The sequence below is a fragment of the Ensifer sp. ENS07 genome (genome assembly GCF_014852185.1).
GTDB lineage: Bacteria > Pseudomonadota > Alphaproteobacteria > Rhizobiales > Rhizobiaceae > Ensifer > Ensifer adhaerens.
Genome location: NZ_JACVBE010000006.1, coordinates 260331 through 279589 on the forward strand (window position 1 = coordinate 260331; position 19259 = coordinate 279589).

Below are 19259 nucleotides of genomic sequence, written 5' to 3' on the forward strand. Positions count from 1 at the left end.
ACCGATTGACGTCACGTTGCTGCCGCGAGATCACGCTGGCCGTCCTACTATTTATCAGCACTCGAGACTGGTTGAAATCAGCGGCCAATAGCGCGCGATGGCTTCTTTCGGCCCAAAGCGGCTACACTGCAGCACTTCGGATTGACGCCCAAGAGAGATCAATCGGGCGAGACCCAAAAAGCATGGACGGTGGACTTCGATCCTAAGGGCATGGTGAGCCCGGCAGGACTCTAACCTGCGACCCATTGAGCGGGCTCTAACCATCGAGCAACAGGTCCCGCCAGATTACTTCCAACGGCGGCGAACGAATTAACCAAGCTTGAGGGGCGACGAAGCGCTTCGCAAATCTCCGGCGTTCGGTGGGAGGCCGAGCCGTCCCGCTCTCCAAAAGTCCAAGCAGCAGGGCTCGAAACGAAATGACTTCGCCCTCGCTGGCCAGATGCTTGAGCGTGGCGACATCGTCGTTGGTTAGGAGGGCCGCAAGCCGACCGCGGCGATCGAAGGGCAGGATGGCGTCGAGCGCGTCGAGTTCTTCAGCGCGTTTGAGGACGGATTCTGAGGCGGGTTCGCTCATTTCGGCAGGCCGTTGATATAGAGATCGCCGTGTGCCGACATCACGCGGCGCTCCGAACCCGGAATGCCTTCTACGGCGCACAGCCGTATCTCGTCGATCAAGCAGGATTTTCCGCTCTGGCTCCGCTTGCCGCTTTGTGTGGTCGCCGACACGTCCGTGGGCGCTTTTGCTGGGCCGCTTCGAGCCACCATGAATTCGTCCTCACGCCGCCTCGATGTCGGTTTGCGAAAAATCGTTGCCCTTGTAGAGGAGCGGTTCTCCCGAAAGCGCCGCAAGAGCATAGGAAAAGCAGTCGCCGTAGTTTGAGGCTGGCCGGATGACGTCCCTTACCATAGCGCCGCCAGGCGCGCCGCGCACGATCGGAATGTTCGGCTGTAACTGGGACGATTTCGACTTCTGCCTTGTAGAGCCAGAGGTCGAGATCGGCGCCTGCGGCCTCCCCAAGTCGAGTTTCGATCACCATGGCAGCCTCTAGGACGGTCGCGGCGGAGATGAGCCTGACGGGGTCGTCTGCAATGCGCTCGCGGAAAGCCGCCGCTTCCGGTTCATTGAAGGCGATGGCGGCAAGGACGGAGGTATCGATGACCATCAGGATGGCAGTCCGTTCTCGTCGTAGCCGAGAATTTCGTCGGCTGTGCGGCTGTCGAGAACGGGCCGAGCGTTCCAGCGTCGCTGGATCGCTTCGAGGTCCTCGAGGAGAGCGGCTTTGCGCAAGTCAGAGCCAAGCCGTCGCAGGCGCTCTTCGAGCGCGCGCTTGGTTGCCAGTGTGATGCTTTCGCCGGTCCGTTCGGCAAGGGTGCGGGCCAGCTGTTCGGTGTCGTGGTCTTTGATGCTCAGCGCCATTCTTGTCGACCAAGGCTCCTAAATTTCTATATTCTACCTATAGCACCGTCGCGCCAGTCGACGCGACCTAATAGTCAATGGTCAATCAGCGATCTGCTACCGTGGAATGCCAATAATGGGCGCTAACTAGCCGATTGCGGCTCGCGCCTTATCGTCTTGCCTGGACCGCCGCTCCCCAAAGCAGGCTGAGTCCTGAATACCAGCAGCGCATCCATGATATGGCGAAAAGCCGCTGGCGTGAGGCGGAGAAGAAAAGGTTTCGCTATGAGGAATCTTCTGGGTATTAGGCAGACCTTTTCGGCCTCGTCCAGGCGGTGGATCGTCCGGATTTATTCTTGCTCGCCCACCGAGATAAAAATGGTCGATCTCCACCGTGCCATCGAGCATGTGTTCGCGCGCCGCCATGAGACGTAGCGCGTGTCCATCCGCTAGGCCGTCGGTTGGCTCACCCCCAGAGCCTCGGCCAGGCGCACCGAGGACAAACCTTTATCCGACTGCAGCATCAGCCACATGCCCTTCAGCCAGACGCTCAGAGGAAGCTTTGTGGAATGCAGCGGCGTGTGGGTCGTCACCGTAAACTGGAAGCGACAATCGCCGCTGGAGCATTGATAGAGACCCGGGCGCGCACGCCGCCTGCCCATATCGCGCCCGGCGATTGCGATCGAGCGCTTGTAACCACAGGCGGGGCAAACTCTTGCGGCCGGCCACACCATGCTTTCCAGCAATCGCCGACACTGCTCCTCATGGCGAAAGGCCACGACCATATCTTCCGCGGTCCGAATGTTGGTAAGCGCTGCAAGCATCTCCGACATTCTCATCTCCTTCGGATCATGCCCGAAGAATCGCACGGTAACCCTTGAGCATTTTTGCTGTCTTTGGTTGATAAAGGCCATGTATCGACTGGGACGGACGTTTCCGTTGGCGCTCAGGCGTTTACTCGACTTGCAATTCCGTCCTTCATTGTTATATGTAGGTAATTACCTACATGGAGGTGCGCCTCATGAGCATCACGACCCTCTCCAGCCGAGAACTGAATCATGACGTCAGCAGGGCCAAGAAGGCGGCAAAAAGCGGCCCGGTGATCATCACAGACCGCGGCAAGCCTTCGCATGTCCTCATGACCTATGATGAATTCGAGCGCTTGAGCGGCAAGCACCGTAGCCTTATCGAGGCTCTCGCTATGCCGGGTCTCTCGGCAATCGATTTCGAGCTGCGCCGTGTTGAAATCAGACCTCGCGAAGTGGATTTTTCTTGAAGTACTTGCTGGATACCAACGTTATCTCGGAACTACGCAAGGTCGGCGACGGCAAAGCTGATGCCAATGTCGTAGCGTGGATTGGGGCAGAAGATGCGGCTCGCTTCTTCATCTCGGCTATCACAGTCCTTGAATTGGAGCGAGGAGTGCTTAGCGTGCAGCGCCGGGATGCCGCACAAGGCGCGCGGCTGCGCTCTTGGCTCGACGGCCAGGTTCGACCCGAGTTCGCAGGTCGCATTCTGACGGTCGATGATGCGGTTGCGACTCGTTGCGCGCACTTGCATGTTCCCGACAGGCGCAACGAAGCAGACGCCTTGATTGCCGCGACTGCGTTGGTTCACGACATGGCAGTCGCGACTCGCAATGTCAGGGATTTCGAAGGCACCGGTGTTGTGGTTGTCGATCCATGGCAAGGCTGACGATCGTCTCAGCCGCCATACTACCTCCGAACTCAGTCCGCTTCAGTTCGAATCCTTTCAAGGCGAGGGATTGAAGTCGTACCCGCGTTAGCGGAGCGGGTATGACGTTATTGATCTTGTTATCACGCCAGCGCCGGCAGCAGTTGGTCGATGCTCTTCTTCGCGTCACCGTAGAACATGCGGGTGTTGTCCTTGTAGAATAGCGGGTTCTCGATGCCGGAGTAACCGGGGGGCATTTTGCGCGCGCTTGCGTGTTCCAGCGCCGATAGCGCAACGGCGTCCCATTGAGACAGGATGTGAGCCGCATCATAGCGCCGGACGTTGGCCTCGGCGTTCGCTGCAAGGCGGGCGCGCAAGGCCTCGTCGGCCATCAGGTTGGACAGCGCATCGGCGAGCGCGGCGATGTCGCCGTTCGGCACGAGGATGCCGTCCTCGCCGTCGGCGATCATGTCGGTCGGGCCCCAGTCGCAGGCAAACGAGACGACGGGGAGGCCGGCGGCCATGGCTTCGAGCAGCACGATGCCCCAGCCCTCGTAGCGGGATGAGAGAACGAAGGCGTCGGCGGTTTCGAGCCAGAGGCCGGGTTTTGCGGTGAGGCCCGGCATCTCCACCCGGTCGCGCAGGCCGAGCGCGTCGCGCTGGGCTTCCAGTTCTGTCCTCCCTTCGCCTTCCCCCCAGATGACGAGCTTCCAGTCAGGATGGGTGTCGGCGATCCTCGCGAAGGCCTCCAGCAGCAGATCAAAGCCTTTTTGTCGGGTCAGCCGGCCGACGGCCGTGAGCATCTTGTTGCCGCGTCTGTTTTCCCAGCCGGCGGGCAGGTTGATGGCGTTGGGGATTACTCTTCCGTGGCGGCGGACCTCAGGCGAGAAGTAGTCGAGCGCCCCTTTGGTCATCGTCACGAGAGCGAATGCGCGCGGATAAAGGCGAAGCTGCAGCCATTTCCAAAGGGGGCCGAAGGGCTGTACCGCCGGGTTGTTGCGCTCGGAGACGATCACGGGAAGCCCGAGGCCGCGTGTCGCGACCAGCGCCAGGACATTCGTCCGGGTCAGGAAGCTCAATACGAAGTCGGGACGGGAGCGGGTGATCGTCGAGCGCAGACGATAGAGCCGTCGAGCCACCAGCCATGCGGCACGCAACTTTGTGGCCTTCTCAGTCGGCACGTCGAGCCGCTCGATGGCGACGCGTGGATCGAACTTGTAGTAGGGTTCGGAGGCAGGCGCTTCGAGGGTAATCACGGTGACGGCGCAGCCGAGCCGCGCCCAGTGACTGGCGACAAGGCTGACGACGTGTTCAGTGCCGCCGGCGCCGAGTGCTGAAACGATGATGGTTATGCGCGCACCGGCGATGCCGGCTGCTCCGACGATGTCGGCACCCTTACCCCTATCCAATTTGGCTTGCCACCTCGCTTTCCCAGCTACTTTTGTTAACAACACCTTAAATTCGGGCGATCGGACTTTCGCAGCGTAGTAAACGCGCTACTGGAATAAGCGGTCTCGACGGGTCAGTGCCCGGGAGAGACACCAAAACTATCCCGCACGGGATAAGATATATCGTGACACGATATAAATAAAGCGGCGTTCGCTCCCTTGTACCCGTGGTCACGAGGCGGAACGGTCCAAATCAGGTCGCTGGAATGAGCAAGCTGTCGGCGGACGAGCGGTCAAGCCTCGGAAAAAGGGCCTTTCGTCTGCAGATTGCCGAGCAACTCTATCAGGCGCGGGGCCATATGACGGATTTCGGTCAGATGAATGGCGCTCAATCGCGTGAGGACGTCTTCAGCCTTGCCGGTAAGCGCCAACGTCTGGCGGCGCTTGTCGGACGGATCGGGCTCCCGCGTCACATAGCCTGCCCCCACGAGCCGCTCGACGAGTTCGGAAGCGGTGTGCCGAGCAACGACGAGGCGCTCGGACAAGACCCCGACTGTCATGGGCACTTCGCCGCGATGGCCTTTGATGGACAGCAGGGCTTGGTGTTGTTGACTGGGGAGCCCCTCCTGCTGCGCTGCGGACGTCGAGAAGTCCATAAAACGACGCAGGATGTAGCGCAGGTTAGCCAGCGCCTCGTAGTCGGCATCCGTAAGTGCGTCTTGTTTCTTGGCCACAGACTTTGACACCAGTACTGTTTCAGCTGGCTACGTCCATACCCGTCTAGGCACCGTCTGCCAACTCCGTCTTGATTTATATCGTATTACGACATATTAGCGCTGCGGTCGATCACACCCACCGTTCCGCCGGCTCAGCAGGTATACCGATGTCATCGAAATCTTCCCATCCGCATCAGCACGATTTCATGGGCGGCCTTGCACGCCGCGAAGCCGGCGACTTCACCACCGATAGGCGCGTGCTCCTGTTGATTGGAATGGCGCTTATCGTCGGAACGGGCGGCGCGTTTGCGGCCTGGTTCCTCGTCAATCTGATTGCGCTTGTCACCAACATCGTCTGGTTTGGGCGGGTGAGCACGCAGGAGGCGCGGATAGCCGACGTGATCTTCTCACCCTGGATGGTTTTGATCCCGGTGGTGGGTGGGCTCGTCATCGGCCTGATGGCGCGCTTCGGCTCGGAGAAGATCCGCGGGCACGGTATACCGGAAGCGATAGAGGCCATCCTGATCGGCGGCAGCCGTATGTCGGCAAAGGTCGCCGTGCTGAAGCCGTTGTCGTCAGCCCTTTCGATCGGCACGGGAGGACCGTTCGGAGCAGAGGGGCCAATCATCATGACCGGTGGCGCCATCGGCTCGCTGTTTGCCCAGTTTTTCCACATGAGTGCGGCAGAGCGAAAGACGCTGTTGGTCGCAGGGGCGGCGGCAGGCATGACGACGATCTTCGGCTCTCCAATCGCTGCCGTGATGCTCGCGGTCGAGCTTCTCCTGTTTGAATGGAAACCCCGCAGCTTCATTCCCGTCGCGGTCTCGGCCTGCGTCGCCATCTCCTGGCGCCCGCTGCTGTTCGGAAGTGGACCGCTGTTCCCGACGCATTTCCAGATCGATTTTCCGTGGTGGGGTATTCTGCTTTGTGCCGGAGTGGGGATTATTGCCGGCCTTCAGTCCGGGGTGCTCACGACTCTCCTCTACAAGATTGAAGATCTGTTCGAGCGCCTGCCGATCCACTGGATGTGGTGGCCGGCGCTCGGGGGACTTGCCGTTGGGCTTGGTGGCCTGATCGAACCCCGTGCTCTTGGTGTCGGCTACGATGTCATTGAAGGGTTGCTGAAAAACAGCCTGCCGACATCAACTGTGGTCGCTATCCTCTTGGTGAAGGCCACGATCTGGCTGATCGCTCTCTCGTCCGGTACATCAGGAGGTGTGCTGGCTCCCTTACTGATCCTTGGAGGCGCCCTTGGATGGCTGACGGGCTTGGTGCTTCCCGGAGATCCGGGATTCTGGGCGTTGCTCGGCATGGCGGCGATGATGGGTGGCACCATGCGCGCGCCGTTGACGGGAACGTTTTTCGCGATCGAGATCACCGGTGATCTCAACACGCTCATTCCCTTGCTGGCCGCCACGGTTGCCGCTTATGCGGTGACTGTTCTTCTCCTGCGACGGTCAATCCTGACGGAGAAAATTGCGCGGAGAGGCCAGCACATCAGCCGAGAATATGGTGTCGATCCATTCGAATTCGCGCGCGCTCGCGACATTATGGTCAGCACCGTCGCCACATTACCGGCGACAATGTCGGTGACCGAGGTCTGTGCGCATTTCGCCGCGGCGGACGATGCACACCGGACCTATCCGGTGGTTAACGAAGCCGGTGCGCTTGTCGGTATGGTTTCGCGTGCAGACGCGCTTCGGTGGCAGCGAGGTCCGGAGATCGGGGCCGACATCCTGGCTGACAAGGTATCGGACGCCTCGATCCCGATCGGGCACCCCGATGATACCGTTGGTCACATCGCGGACATCATGATTGCGACTGATGTTGCGAGGATCCCCATCACCGATCCGCTATTGGGGACCTTGGTCGGTCTTGTCACCCGCAAGGACCTGCTTCGCCTGAGGCAATCCCATAAATCCACTGAGCTGGAACGGCGGCCCTATCTTGGAAGGGTGCGGGGTCGTTGACTGATGTGGTCCGGCGGGGCGCTTGCACCCTGCTTGCCTGCGGCTAGCGGAAGGCCCCGGCTTTTTTTGGTGACCGGTTTACGTATGAAACGCGGCCAGGTGCGCGGGCAGTTGCTCGCCCTCAATGCCGCGTTCCCAACTCCTTAGCGCGACGAAAGAGCTGGTCGGCGAGCTCCAAGTCGCCCTTGAGCTGCGCCAGCAAGCCGAGATTGTAGTTTGCTTCCGGATCGTCCGGGCGGAGGCGGAGGGCAGTCAGGTAGTGTTGCTCCGCAGCAGCAAGTTCGCCGTTTTCGTGCAGCAGAACGGCCAGATTGTTGTGTGCCTCGGCATACTCCGGACACGCACGAATAGCGGCGCGGTAATGCTCCTCGGCCTTGGCCCCGTCTTCGCGTTCAAGCAGCATCGCGTAGTTGTAATGCGCTTCGGCGTAGTCAGGACGTAAATTGAGTGCTTGGGTGTAGTGGCGCTCCGCGCCCGACGTGTCTCCGTGTTTCTCCAGAAAGATACCGTAATTGTTATGCGCCTCGGCAAAGCCAGGTCGAAGGCGGATGGATTCATTGTAGTGTTGTTCGGCTCCAAACCTGTCACCAGCGATATCGAGGAGGCCGGCATACCGCAGCAATGCATCCACATAGTCGGGACGAAGTTTGATCGCCTGACCGTAATGGTTCGCAGCCTCGGCTCGGTTTCCCATGGTTTCAAGGAGAATGGCTAGATTGTAGTGTGCCTCGGGGTACTGCGACCAAAGGCGAAGCGCCTCGTGATAGTGCTGGATGGCCGCGTTTGGATCTCCGTTCGCCTTGGAGAGAATACCCAGATTGTTGTGAGCTTCCGGATAGTTGCTACGAAGCCGAAGGGCTTCTTGGTAGCATCGCAGTTCCTCTTGCGAAACGCTGCCATGTGGATCCGAAAGACCGACCCCTTTCAGAAACCAGTCCTCAGCCGTCAGCCTGTCTTCGGGCCGCGCTGCAAGCGCTGCCCTGTCAACTGATGACAGCCGATAGAGCAGTCTCGTCGGAAGAAAATCTCCTCTCAACTCAAAGTACCCAGCCTCGCTGAACTCGTAGATGGGAAGGTCGACGAGTTCGAGGATCGTCTGTGTGACGAAAAGCGAATCCGGCTCAGCGCTGGATTCCACACGCTTGGCGAGGTTGATCGCCCGTCCTACCCAGGCATCTTCTTCTTCCATCTGGGAGCATTCGCCGAAATGACAGCCAACTCTGACCGGCAGATCTTGCGCGCCCGGGACAGAGAACAGTGAGCGGCGGCGCTGCTTCCAGTAGGCGATGAGCTTCAACGCGAAATGGACGGCCACATCCGCAGACTCAAACAGATAGAGATGACCGTCACCGGTGAAGTTCTCGTGTCGGGGGCCATACTGGCCCGCGAGAGAGCGCGATAGATACCGATACTCGGTGATGACGTGGGTGACGGTGTCGCGAGATACCTTATTCCACACGGCGGAGTGTCGAACCAGGTCCGTGAATACAGCGGCGAAATAGATACTCATACCGTTCACCAGCGGAGCGCGCTATTATTTAGAGGATGCGCATATTGACGAGGGTTTGACAACGCCTTCGCTGAAGCTGAAAGGGAGCCTCATCATGCCACAATATATGGTCGAGCGACACTTGCCGGGCATCACACCAGAGCAGCTCATGGCCGCCGCTGGGCGCGCAAAGGCGGTGACCGCCGAGATGACGCAGCAGGGAAAGCCCGTGCGCTATCTGCGCTCGACGTTCGTGCCGTCGGAGGAAAAGTCCTTCTGCCTCTTTGACGCGCCCTCAGCCGAGCGAGTGCAGGAGGCGAATGAGCTCGCGCAAATTCCGCTGTTGAAGATCACCGAAGTGGCGCACATCGCCTCAGAAGATTTGGCCTGAAACCGAGGTTGGCGGCGTATGTCGCCGCAAGCCTCGAAGGCTGATCCGGGAGGCGTGGTCCTGAGGCTTTGTTTGGACACTCTCCCCACACAGCCGTAAAATGTGGCAAGATATTTGGCGGAGAGCAGGCATCAGCCATGGACCTTCGGCGAAGATTAGCTGCCATCGTAGTGGCCGACGTGGCTGGTTATAGTCGGCTGACCGGCCAGAACGAAGAGCTTACTCTTGCCACCTTGAAGGCTTATCGTGAGATCATTGATGGCCTGATCGCACGTCATGAAGGCCGCGTCTTTGGGAGCGCTGGCGACAGTGTTCTCGCGGAGTTTGCGAGCCCTGTCGAGGCAGTGCGCTGTGCCACCGAAATCCAACTGGAGATCGACGCCCGGAACACCAACTTGCCCGAGCCGAGCCGTATGCGATTTCGTATCGGCATCAACCTCGGTGACGTGGTGGCGGACGGCGACAATCTTCTGGGCGACGGAGTAAACGTCGCTGCACGCTTGGAGGCGCTTGCACCGGCCGGCGGGGTATGCGTCTCCGAGGCGATCCATGCCCAGGTTCGCGATCGGCTCGCCCTGGATTTTGTGGACCTTGGTGAGCACAAGGTGAAGAACATCGCTCGGCCTGTGCGTGCTTATCGTGTGCCTCTTGTGTCGGAGGAGCGTATCAATTCACCCTTCCGTGGCCTTGACGCCTTTGAGTTCGAACACGCCGATCTCTTCTTCGGCCGTACACACGCTATCTGCCTCTGCATCGACCGGCTGGAACAGCTAGCGGCGAACGGCAAGTCTTTCTTGCTGATCTATGGAATGAGCGGGTCAGGCAAATCCTCTCTCCTGCGTGCGGGGCTACTCCCTACGATCACACGACCTGGCGCGGTGGCGGGCATCGCTCTGTGGCGGCGTTGCCTGTTCCGGCCGTCAGAAGGAACCGACGCGATCGCGTCATTGGCCGCCGCATTGCTTCGTGAAGATGCTTTGCCGGAATTGGCGCAAGAGACAACGGTGACGGATTTGACGCAGTACCTTCGTAGCGCACCCGAGCGCGCCCTTGGGATGATCCGCGCCGCACTTGCCAAAGCTACTATGCCTGCGCACGCCAGTGCACAGGCGCGGTTGGTGGTCGCTTTAGATCAAATGGAGGAGTTGTTCACGACTGAGGCGGAGCCGATGTCCCACACGGAACTAGTGCGAGCGCTCGCGACGTTTGCAGGAAGCGGGTTCGTTTGGGTGATTGGCACGATCCGGTCTGATTTTTTTCACCGCTGCAGCGAGGTTCCCGGTTTCTGGACGCTGAAGGATGGGCTCAGCAGCTATGAACTGTTGCCCCCGACTGGCCCGGAAATCGCTCAGATCATCCGCGAGCCGGCACGCGCAGCCGGTTTGCGTTTTGAGGAGGACGCAGATCAGGGGCGGCTCGAGGACGTGCTGCAGGAGGCAGCGGTTGCAGATGCCAGATCATTGCCCCTTCTCGAATTCATGCTGGAAGCGCTCTTCCAGGCAGGCCGAGAGCGCCGTCTGCTCACATTCGCGGCGTATAGAGCGCTTGGCGGCCTTGAAGGCGCGATTGCACGTCGCGCCGACGAGGTAGTCGGGTCGCTTCCCCCTGACGTACAGGATGCCTTGCCTGCCGTGCTCACCGCTCTGACTACAGTACGCCTCGGCGAAGAGGCGATCACGGCGCGTCCTGCCTCGCTCTCGCAATGGAGCGGCCGGCCGGCGCAAATCGTTCTCGTCAACGCCATGATGGCCGCCCGGCTCCTGGCCAGCGACGAAAATCCTGCGGGCGATGCAGTTGTGCGCGTAACACATGAGGCGCTTCTCACTCGCTGGCCGCGAGCGCGGGACATTGCGTATGCGAACCGGAATTTCCTCGAGACACGTGAGCGCGTGCAGGCGGATGCTCGCCTATGGCTTTTTGACAACAAGAACCCAGACCTTCTGCTGCCCCCCGGCAAGCGGTTAGCAGAGGGCGAAGAACTTCTGTCGAGACGTGACGAGGTCGAAGACGAGATCGTCGCCTACGTCGAAGCCTCGTTGCAGATGCACCAGACCAGGCTGGAAAAAGAGCGTCAAGTTGAGCGCATGCGCATAGAGGCGGAAGAGACCACGAAGCGAGAGCGTTTGGAAAGTGAGGCTGAACGCCGAAGCTTGGCGGCCGAGGCCGCGATACGCCTTGCGCGGCGCACGCGTTACGCAGCCGTCATCGCGATAAGTTTGGGCGTCATCGCCGGTGCTGGTGCGATCGCCGGATTCCATGGGCAACACGAGGCGAGACGACAGGCTATGGTGGCGCAAGTCAATGCAGACCAAGCCCGTGCAGCGGAGCGGAAGGCCATAGAGGCGCGTAACCAGGCGCTCCGCAATCAATCCCTTTCCCTCTCGCTTCTTTCTCAGCAGACCGCTATGACCGGCGACACCGAAGCCGCCATTCTGTTGGCGCTGGAGGCGTTACCGAAGGACGTTGCTGCCCCGGAACGGCCCTATGTGAAAGAAGCGGAATTTGCCCTTTACCAGGCGCTGTTCCAGCACCATCAGACCATGATATTCCGCCATGATGCTGGCGTGACTTATGCCGCTTTCAATGCAGGCGGAGACCGTATCGTAACGTCGTCTTACGACCGGACCGCGCGCATCTGGAACGTTGCAAACGGGACGGAAATGGCCGTCTTGAGGGGCCACCAGGGCGCGGTCGAAAGCACTTCCTTCAATCCGGACGGCAGTCGTGTCGTGACGGCCAGCCGCGACGGCACGGCGCGAATCTGGGACGTCGCGGCAGGCAAACAGATCTTCGTCCTTCCCCAGCCTGGCCACGTTCACACCGCGATGTTCAGCCCTGCCGGCACGCGGGTGCTCACCGGATCGGATCAAGGAGCTTTGACTATCTGGGATACAAAGACCGGCGGAAGAACTGAAATCGCTGAGAGCTTCGGGACAACGTCGGCTGCGTTCAGCCCTGATGGTCTGAGTGTCGCGGCCGGCAACGGGCATGAACGTTCTGTTCGCATCTGGAGGATTGAGAACCGTCAGTTAATCAGAAGCCTGGACAACCAGTTTTGGCCCGATGAGGTCGTATTCAGTCCCGATGGCAGCAAGATCCTGGCAGCCTTATGGGGCACAATAACATGGACCATGGCGTCCCGCCTTTGGGATGTGCCGAGCGGAACCCTGATTGCGTCACTCCTCGGTCACACCAGCGATATTCATGGTGGCACCTTCAGCCATGACGGCCGCTATATTGCGACGGTCTCCCTCGATGGCACGGCGCGTCTTTGGGATGGCATATCCGGCAATATGCGTCGCGCGCTGGGGCAGGAAACCGGTGGACTCAAGCTGTCTGCTTTCCAAGCCGCGGATGGCGACCAGAAAATGAATTGCGCATTCAGCCCTGACGACCGGCTCCTCGCCACCGCTGCAAAGGAGAATGCGGTCCGCATATGGGATGTTGAGAGTGGCACTGAATTCGCGACTATCAGAGGACATCGTGGGCCAGTCACACACGTGGCTTTCCGTCCCGACGGTAGTGGTCTCCTTACGGCCTCGTACGACGGTACGGCCCGACTGTGGGACATCGATGGCGTCCTGGCGACTACCTTACGACACCAACACCGACCGGCGTTTGCTGTATTCAGCCCGGATGGAAAGCGCGTCATGACCGGGGATACCATCGCCCGCATTTGGGATGTGGCGAGCGGCCGCGAGACTACGAGACTTGAAACCGATGGCGATGCGGTCGAGTACGGGACCTTCAGTCCGGATGGCCGCGTCGTCGCGACCGCTTCTTCGTACGGCCGTATTACGCTCTGGGACGCCGAGAGCGGGCGCGCGACACGTCGGTTGGCCGTCAACGGCACGGCAGTCGTCCATATTCAGTTCAGCCCTCGCGGCGACCTGCTGGCATCGGCGTCCGCGGATGGAACGGCGCAGCTATGGAACACGTCGACGGGTGCCAAAGTGGCCGTTCTGACGGCAAGCGCGAACTTGCGGAAGGTTCTGTTCAGCCCCGATGGCAAGCTTGTAATCACAGCGTTGACAGACGGCACGGCGCGGCTGTGGAGGACGGATGGAACCGAGGTGGAAATTCTGGCTGGGCATCAGAAGCGGATCACGGCGGCCGTCTTCAGTCCCGATGGCGGTCTGGCTGCGACCAGCTCGCTGGATGGGACCGCCCGCGTCTGGTCCACTACAGATGGCAGTGTCGTCGCCACGTTGAGAGGCCATGGCGATGGGTTGACAGATATCGCTTTCAGCCAGGATGGACGATCAATCGTGACCGCTTCGCGCGATGGTACGGCCCGCATTTGGAATGTTCCCGATGGAACGGAGCGGCAAATCCTCAGAGGGCACGATGGCGCGCTTAACTACGCCGCATTCAGCCGGAATGGCTCATTCGTTGCAACGGCATCTTTTGAAGACCACACGGTGAGACTGTGGGACGTGGATGCGGGCCGTCAGGTGATGCTCCTTGACAATCAGCGGGATGCAACGGACACGGAACCAAGTTCAATGAGGCCAGCCTTTAGCTCTGGTGGAACCGAGATCGCAGTCGCTTCCGCGTACCGAAAGGTACAGATCATTCGGGTTTTTCCGACAACTGGGGAGCTCATCGCTTTTGCCCACAGCATCGTACTGCGCGACCTGACCCCCTGCGAGCGAAAGCGCTTCTTCTTGCCGGTTGACGGTCAACGGGCAGAATGCCGGAGCTAGGAGAACCGGGAGCAATGCAAGAAAGTTTCCGGTCGGAAAACAGATCGCTGCCGCTCATTAAATCCGGAACGACGCTCGGCGCAGCTGCAAAGATATTGACGAATTCCACCTAAGACACGGCTTTCGCCACCGACACGAACGGTCGCCGCATCGGACTGGTGACACTTCGCCAGATCACGTCAGCTCTGTCATCCGCTGTCGAGGAGCCACAGGCGGCCGTTGCTTAAGGGGACGGCCGTTCGTTTCTTTGCAGATCCACAGGGCTGAAGCCTTGTGGATCTGCACATGACCAACTTCCGTAGTGCCCGGCACGCATACGCCCGACGCCAGCTTTCTGATGAGTTCCATAAACCGGAAAGCGGCCGCCCCGGTCGAATTGAGGGAACGTGTGAGTTGGTAACTCCGCGCACACCCTACATCGCCGTCTACACGTTGACAGTCGACCGCGTTAAACTTGGGAAATGACTGCACGGGGACTATATTGCAGTCAATGAAGGCACCTGCGAGAGTCTGACTATGGCTATTCTGACAGTACGAAATGTACCTGATGAAGTGCACCGGGCTTTGCGCGTTCGGGCGGCGAATCACGGCCGTAGCACAGAGGCGGAAGTCCGCGAGATTCTGGAACGTGCGGTAAAAGCCCGAACAGCGTATTCGCATCGGCGATACCTTGGCTGAGTTGAGCGGGCGGCTTGGCTTGACCAATGATGATTTTGAAGTGTTCGACCAGATGCGAGACAAAGCGCCGGCGGAGCCAATGAGGTTTGAATGATCGTCCTGGACACGAATGTCGTCTTGGAGGCGATGAAGCCGGCTCCGGATTTGGCTGCGCGCAATTGGTTGAATGACCAGGTAGCCGAAACCTTGTACCTGTCCAGCGTAACGCTGCGGAACTGCTGTTTGGCATCGCTGCGCTACCGGAGGCATCAAGTTTCTAGGGCAGCAAAACCGACAGATCAATCGCGCGGCGGCTGCATAGTGCCTTGAACCTTGACGCACCAAAGCGGTTCTCCCATAATCAAGGTGAACCAAGGAAAGTCAGGCCTCATGACAGCTGCGTTTACCGTTCGTGTAAAAGATGAAACCGCGAGCAAGCTGGATCAACTCGCTGAGAAGCTGGATCGGTCTCGCTCTTATATGGCTGCCGAAGCCATCGAAGCTTTCGTTGAGCAACAGGAATGGCAGCTTGCCGAGATTGAAGCCGGGTTGGCGGAGGCCGATCGGGGTGAGTTCGCCAGCGAAGAAGATGTGGCGAAAGTCGTCGCGAAGTACGTCAAGTCCGCTCGGCAATCATGAGTCGGAAGCGTATTCGCTGGACGATAAGGGCGTTGCGGCGAATTGATGAGATCGGTGCGTATATCGAAAAAGACGATCCGGATGCGGCAGCTCGCGTCGTGGCGCGGATTGTCACTGCCGTGGATGCGTTAGCGGAGTACCCTGCCAGTGGGCGGCCCGGTCGTATCAAGAGCACGCGCGAGCTCGTGTTAGCCGACATTCCCTACATCATTCCCTACCGCGTAAGTCGCGACGTCGAGATCCTCACCGTCATGCACGCCCATCAGCAATGGCCGCGGGTACTCTAGTCACGACCAACCGTGCCGGGTTCGCTGGTCCGCCTTCGTCAGCGCGAACCCGCGCGTCTCGTCGTCGAAAATCGCCTCGAGCAGGAAACGACTGTCCACCGGCATGGTATCCGACTTCCCAATGCCATGGACGGCGTGCCTGGCCTGACGCAGCCGCCGATCAGGCCGGGAGAAAGCTTCATCTACGAGTTCACGCCGCCTGATGCCGGAACATTCTGGTATCACCCGCACGCCAACAGCCTCGAGCAACTCGGCCGCGGCCTCACCGCAGCGGTGATCGTGGAGGCACGCCAACCCGTCGCCGTCGACAGCGACCTCGTCTGGATGCTTTCGGACTGGCGGCTGACCGAGGACGGCGGCAACCGGATGGAGGCCGGGGTGTCCGGCCGCGTCGGCAATACGGTGTCACTTAACGGCCGGGTGTCGGAGGCTGAAGCTTTCCGGTCGGGCGAGCGCGTCTGTAGCAGCGCTTCAAGAGAAGGAGTAGACACCGTGGTCGACGCAACGGGTGCTGCTCCTTGCTATCGAGACGGTAGATCGCTCCACTCTTTTGGAACCGGCTTGCAAATGTGCTCTCCGCACGTGGAGCCGTCTTGAATGGGCCGATGATCAGCCGCGCATTTCTCGTGCAACAGTTTTCAGGCGGCCAAGATCTTCAAGGTGACGCGCCATGTAGCGCGACGCTTCTTCGTTTTTCCCCGCAAGGATGAGATCCAGGAGTTCGATGTGCTCCAGGCAACGCTCGCGTGCGCTGTTGCGATCGAGCATCTGGCGGTAATCGATCAGCCGGCGTAGGCGGTCGAGCCTGTTCAGCGCATCGATGAAGAAGCTGTTCTGGCAGCATTCGATGATCGCCTCGTGCATGCCGCTGTTTAGTCCAAACAGCTTTGCATCCGACACGGTCCAGATGCCGCCGTTGACGAGCCATTCCTGTTCCTCGCGGCAACGCAAAAGTGCGGGGCGGTTCAGCTTGAAGGTCGGCTCCAACAGTGCGGCGGGTTCTATCAACAGGCGAAATCGGTAGCTGTCCTCGTAGGCCTGGAGTGAGGTGAGCACCGGTAGAAATGCCCAGCCGTGGCCTGGCAGTCGCTCGATCCAACCCTCATTGGCCATGCGCAAAAGGATTTTTGAGAGCTGGCCTTTCGTGAGCTCGTAGCGACGAAGAAACTCGCTTTCCGTAATCTTTTCCGGAAGTCGGCCGTGCAGCCGGTCGTCGGCGATCGTCAGATAGATCTGTTCGTCATCCTCCGTTGAAGCCGATTCCCGAGACAGTTTCTCGGCCGCCCCGACATCGGCGATCATGTAGCCGCCGCCTTCGCCCTGTTTCAGGACACCTGCTTCGTGCAGGAGCTTCATGGCGTTTCGCACCGGCGAGCGTGATACGCGGAGCTGTTCGGCAAGCTTGCGTTCCACCAGGCGATCGCCCTCGGAAAGCTTGTCGGTGCGAATATGCGCGACGATCTGGTCGGCGAGGCTGACGATCAGCGGGGTGGTCTGCAAAGCTAAGCTCCCGATTTTGCTCATCTATGCCACAACGCCGCGGCGACGCCAAGAGTTTTTGGTTTTTCTCTATTGCAAAATACCAAGCGGGGGCGTATTTGGTATTTTAGAGGAGAAAAAGACCAAGGCGGTCTGGAGGACTCCAATTCGATTTTTGCTTGCTCGACGCCGACGCGAAGTCGGCGAACGATCTCGCGTGGCCTCCGCCATCTCCTGAACGGTGAGGAAGACATGACGATTAAACTTCTCGTACTGCCGGGTGATGGGATCGGTCCGGAGATCACGTCCGCGACCTTGGAGGTGCTGAAGGTCGCCGCGGCCGCAACGGGCGTGGGGCTCGACTTTGAGTTCAAAGACATTGGCCTCAAGTCCCTTGCCGAGCAGGGCACGACGCTTCCGGATGCGGTGATGAAGCGCGTGCCCGAGGTGGATGGGGTCATCCTTGGGCCGGTCTCGCATTACGAATATCCGTCGCGCGACAAAGGCGGCATCAATCCGTCCGGCGAACTCAGAACGAAATTCGAGCTTTACGCCAACATTCGGCCCTGTCGCTCACGCGACGGACTGACGATCCTGCGCAAGCCCATGGATCTGGTCCTGGTGCGCGAGAACACGGAGGGTTTTTACTCCGACCGCAATATGTATGCCGGTACAGGCGAATTCATGCCGGATCCGGATATGGCCTTTTCGATCCGCAAGGTGACTGCCAAGGCTTCCTCTCGTGTGGCCAAGGCGGCTTTCGAACTGGCACGCCACCGCCGCAAAAAGGTGACCGCGGTGCATAAGGCCAATGTGGTCAAGCTCTCCGACGGCCTGTTCCTGCGCGAAGTGCGGAAGGTCGCGGAAGCCTATCCGGATGTGCATTTGGAAGAGTTGATCGTCGATGCGGCGGCCGCCCATCTCATTCGCTCGCCGGATCGCTTCGACGTCATCGTCACCACCAACATGTTCGGGGATATCCTCTCGGATGAGGCATCGGAGCTTTCGGGAAGCCTTGGACTTGGTGGGTCCATCAACGCCGGTGACGACATTTGCGTCGCACAGGCACAGCATGGGTCGGCGCCAGACATTGCCGGCAGAAACGTGGCGAACCCGACCTCCCTCATTCTTTCGGCCGGCATGTTGCTTGATTGGCTCGCTCACCGTCGAAACGATCCGCGCCTCGCGCGCGCCGCGGCACTGATCGAAACAGCGACCGACGCCGTTTTGCGGGACCCGCATTCACGCACGCGCGACGTCGGGGGAGGCCTCGATACCGATGCCTTCACCGCGAAGGTGGTGGATGCCATTCGCGCCGCGGGTGCTTCGACATCGGCCGCTTGAGGACACCTGAAATCCCCGCAAGGGCAAGCCGGGACTGTGTTCCGGCGATCCTGGAGGAGGGGGCCGAATGGCGGCCCCAGGGATCGAACAACACAGAGACATGGATGGAGGAGTTTCCATGAAGAAGATCACACGACGCGCCTTTTCAACGCTGCTTGCCGCTGCCGCGACATTGGTTCTGGTCAACCAGGCGGCCGTTCCCGCCTTCGCGGACGAACAACTTAAATCCCTGCACATCATGGCGCCGAGCAGCCCGGGAAGCGGCTACGACCAGTTGGCCAGAACCATTCAAATGATACTGCAGGAAGACAAGCTGACGGGACCCGTTGAGGTTCAAAACGTGGCCGGTGGCGGCGGTACAGTCGGACTTTCGCAGTTTGTCACCACCAAACCGCGGCATCCGTCGGCTATGGTCATTGGCTTTGCGCTGGTCGGCGGCGTGTTGACGACCAAGTCGCCCGTGACGCTCGACCAGACTGTTCCGGTCGCAAGACTCATGGGCGAGGCCGATGCCATCGTGGTGCCGGCGAACTCCGATATCAAGACGATGGATGACCTGGTTGCACGTCTGAAGGCAGATCCGGCGAAGGTCTCCTGGGCCGGTGGTTCGATCGGCGGTATCGATCACGTCGCCGCAGGCTTGATCGCCAAGACCGTTGGCGTCGATCCGAAGAAGATCAACTACGTGGTGCATGCCGGTGGCGGCGAGGTGCTGGCCTCGACCCTTGGAGGCCATGCCACCGTTGGCATCAGCGGCTATGAGGAGTTCCGCGCGCAGGTCGAGGCCGGCCAACTTCGCGCCCTTGCCGTTACCGGTGACACTCGTATTCCGGGGCACGAGGTGCCGACGCTGAAGGAGGCAGGCGTTGATCTCGCCGTCATGAACTGGCGCGGAATCATGGCGCACCCGAAGCTTTCCGACGAAGACCGCGAAGGGCTTGAGAAGGCGATTGCCGCCCTCGTCAAGACGCCCGAATGGAAGGCTGCTCTCGAGAAGCGCGGCTGGATCGACACCTATCTACCGGCAGACGCTTTTGCTGCGTTCCTCGCCGACGAGCAGAAGCGCGTCGAGGGCGCATTGAAGGAAGTCGGGCTGCTCTGACCGGCGTCCACCTTGGGAGGT

15 protein-coding genes and 6 pseudogenes are annotated in these 19259 nt (G+C 60.0%); 13 read left to right on the forward strand and 8 right to left on the reverse strand.

The features are described 5' to 3' along the window. Positions 1-256: 256 nt before the first annotated feature. From IB277_RS38945 to IB277_RS20590, 4 genes and pseudogenes are all read right to left on the reverse strand, one after another. On the reverse strand, positions 257-574 hold the full coding sequence (locus tag IB277_RS38945) for a hypothetical protein (protein WP_371813634.1): 318 nt from the start codon (positions 572-574) through the stop codon (positions 257-259). Between the two features lie 201 nt (positions 575-775). After that, positions 776-1163: pseudogene (locus tag IB277_RS20580) on the reverse strand (type II toxin-antitoxin system VapC family toxin). Continuing rightward, entirely contained in the window at positions 1163-1417 is a 255-nt protein-coding gene (locus tag IB277_RS20585; protein ID WP_034798574.1) for a type II toxin-antitoxin system VapB family antitoxin, read from the reverse strand. Before IB277_RS20585 ends, IB277_RS20580 begins: the two are co-directional and overlap by 1 nt. A 266-nt stretch (positions 1418-1683) precedes the next feature. Beyond that, positions 1684-2229 (reverse strand): annotated as a pseudogene (locus IB277_RS20590) (transposase); the annotation flags it as partial. Between the two features lie 188 nt (positions 2230-2417). Between IB277_RS20590 and IB277_RS20595 the strand changes: the two are divergent. Continuing rightward, positions 2418-2672: a type II toxin-antitoxin system Phd/YefM family antitoxin gene (locus IB277_RS20595; protein WP_192371507.1), complete on the forward strand. Its 255-nt coding sequence runs from the start codon at positions 2418-2420 to the stop codon at positions 2670-2672. Further along, positions 2669-3091, forward strand: coding sequence for a type II toxin-antitoxin system VapC family toxin (locus tag IB277_RS20600; protein WP_113293813.1), 423 nt, complete (start codon positions 2669-2671; stop codon positions 3089-3091). Before IB277_RS20595 ends, IB277_RS20600 begins: the two co-directional genes overlap by 4 nt. A 122-nt stretch (positions 3092-3213) precedes the next feature. Here IB277_RS20600 and IB277_RS20605 read toward each other — a convergent pair whose 3' ends face one another. Continuing rightward, entirely contained in the window at positions 3214-4479 is a 1266-nt protein-coding gene (locus IB277_RS20605; RefSeq protein ID WP_192371508.1) for a glycosyltransferase family 4 protein, read from the reverse strand. Positions 4480-4751: 272 nt separating this feature from the next. Continuing rightward, positions 4752-5192, reverse strand: a complete 441-nt coding sequence (locus IB277_RS20610) for a MarR family winged helix-turn-helix transcriptional regulator (RefSeq protein WP_371813635.1) — start codon at positions 5190-5192, stop codon at positions 4752-4754. A gap of 149 nt (positions 5193-5341) precedes the next feature. Here IB277_RS20610 and IB277_RS20615 point away from each other — a divergent pair, with 149 nt between their 5' ends. Further along, positions 5342-7144 (forward strand): chloride channel protein, encoded by a 1803-nt coding sequence (locus IB277_RS20615; RefSeq protein WP_192371509.1) that lies wholly within the window; start codon positions 5342-5344, stop codon positions 7142-7144. A gap of 121 nt (positions 7145-7265) precedes the next feature. On the opposite strand, the gene IB277_RS20620 is transcribed toward IB277_RS20615, so the two are convergent. After that, positions 7266-8654: a tetratricopeptide repeat protein gene (locus IB277_RS20620; protein WP_192371510.1), complete on the reverse strand. Its 1389-nt coding sequence runs from the start codon at positions 8652-8654 to the stop codon at positions 7266-7268. 94 nt (positions 8655-8748) lie between these two features. Between IB277_RS20620 and IB277_RS20625 the strand changes: the two genes are divergently transcribed. From IB277_RS20625 to IB277_RS20645, 8 genes and pseudogenes are all read left to right on the forward strand, one after another. Next, positions 8749-9024 (forward strand): DUF4242 domain-containing protein, encoded by a 276-nt coding sequence (locus IB277_RS20625; RefSeq protein ID WP_060521340.1) that lies wholly within the window; start codon positions 8749-8751, stop codon positions 9022-9024. 137 nt (positions 9025-9161) lie between these two features. After that, positions 9162-13730, forward strand: coding sequence for an adenylate/guanylate cyclase domain-containing protein (locus tag IB277_RS20630; protein ID WP_192371511.1), 4569 nt, complete (start codon positions 9162-9164; stop codon positions 13728-13730). Positions 13731-14081: 351 nt separating this feature from the next. Next, a pseudogene (locus IB277_RS38130) lies at positions 14082-14195 on the forward strand (type II toxin-antitoxin system mRNA interferase toxin, RelE/StbE family); the annotation flags it as partial. A 51-nt stretch (positions 14196-14246) separates the two neighbouring features. Beyond that, positions 14247-14502, forward strand: a pseudogene (locus tag IB277_RS38135) (plasmid stabilization protein). Beyond that, positions 14499-14653, forward strand: a pseudogene (locus IB277_RS38140) (PIN domain-containing protein); the annotation flags it as partial. The pseudogenes IB277_RS38135 and IB277_RS38140, both read left to right, overlap by 4 nt. 124 nt (positions 14654-14777) lie before the next feature. Next, on the forward strand, positions 14778-15026 hold the full coding sequence (locus IB277_RS20635) for a CopG family ribbon-helix-helix protein (protein WP_060521339.1): 249 nt from the start codon (positions 14778-14780) through the stop codon (positions 15024-15026). Beyond that, on the forward strand, positions 15023-15313 hold the full coding sequence (locus tag IB277_RS20640) for a type II toxin-antitoxin system RelE/ParE family toxin (protein ID WP_060521288.1): 291 nt from the start codon (positions 15023-15025) through the stop codon (positions 15311-15313). Before IB277_RS20635 ends, IB277_RS20640 begins: the two co-directional genes overlap by 4 nt. Positions 15314-15322: 9 nt before the next feature. Then, positions 15323-15772 (forward strand): annotated as a pseudogene (locus IB277_RS20645) (multicopper oxidase domain-containing protein); the annotation flags it as partial. Positions 15773-15922: 150 nt separating this feature from the next. On the opposite strand, the gene IB277_RS20650 reads toward IB277_RS20645, so the two are convergent. Further along, positions 15923-16813: a GntR family transcriptional regulator gene (locus tag IB277_RS20650; protein ID WP_246812758.1), complete on the reverse strand. Its 891-nt coding sequence runs from the start codon at positions 16811-16813 to the stop codon at positions 15923-15925. Positions 16814-17044: 231 nt separating this feature from the next. On the opposite strand from IB277_RS20650, the gene IB277_RS20655 reads away from it, so the two are divergent. Next, a complete protein-coding gene (locus tag IB277_RS20655) occupies positions 17045-18136 on the forward strand; it encodes an isocitrate/isopropylmalate dehydrogenase family protein (RefSeq protein WP_210339626.1) in 1092 nt (363 codons plus the stop codon). A 118-nt stretch (positions 18137-18254) separates the two neighbouring features. Continuing rightward, a complete protein-coding gene (locus tag IB277_RS20660; protein WP_192371513.1) occupies positions 18255-19238 on the forward strand; it encodes a tripartite tricarboxylate transporter substrate binding protein in 984 nt (327 codons plus the stop codon). Positions 19239-19259: the final 21 nt, after the last annotated feature.

Excerpts from the sequence above, each read along its gene's own strand:
- IB277_RS20620 (WP_192371510.1), bottom strand. The coding sequence starts at position 8,654 with ATGAGTATCTATTTCGCCGCTGTATTCACGGACCTGGTTCGACACTCC.
- IB277_RS20630 (WP_192371511.1), top strand. The coding sequence starts at position 9,162 with ATGGACCTTCGGCGAAGATTAGCTGCCATCGTAGTGGCCGACGTGGCT.
- IB277_RS20640 (WP_060521288.1), top strand. The coding sequence starts at position 15,023 with ATGAGTCGGAAGCGTATTCGCTGGACGATAAGGGCGTTGCGGCGAATT.
- IB277_RS20585 (WP_034798574.1), bottom strand. The coding sequence starts at position 1,417 with ATGGCGCTGAGCATCAAAGACCACGACACCGAACAGCTGGCCCGCACC.
- IB277_RS20625 (WP_060521340.1), top strand. The coding sequence starts at position 8,749 with ATGCCACAATATATGGTCGAGCGACACTTGCCGGGCATCACACCAGAG.
- IB277_RS20615 (WP_192371509.1), top strand. The coding sequence starts at position 5,342 with ATGTCATCGAAATCTTCCCATCCGCATCAGCACGATTTCATGGGCGGC.
- IB277_RS20595 (WP_192371507.1), top strand. The coding sequence starts at position 2,418 with ATGAGCATCACGACCCTCTCCAGCCGAGAACTGAATCATGACGTCAGC.
- IB277_RS20635 (WP_060521339.1), top strand. The coding sequence starts at position 14,778 with ATGACAGCTGCGTTTACCGTTCGTGTAAAAGATGAAACCGCGAGCAAG.
- IB277_RS20655 (WP_210339626.1), top strand. The coding sequence starts at position 17,045 with ATGACGATTAAACTTCTCGTACTGCCGGGTGATGGGATCGGTCCGGAG.
- IB277_RS20660 (WP_192371513.1), top strand. The coding sequence starts at position 18,255 with ATGAAGAAGATCACACGACGCGCCTTTTCAACGCTGCTTGCCGCTGCC.
- IB277_RS38945 (WP_371813634.1), bottom strand. The coding sequence starts at position 574 with ATGAGCGAACCCGCCTCAGAATCCGTCCTCAAACGCGCTGAAGAACTC.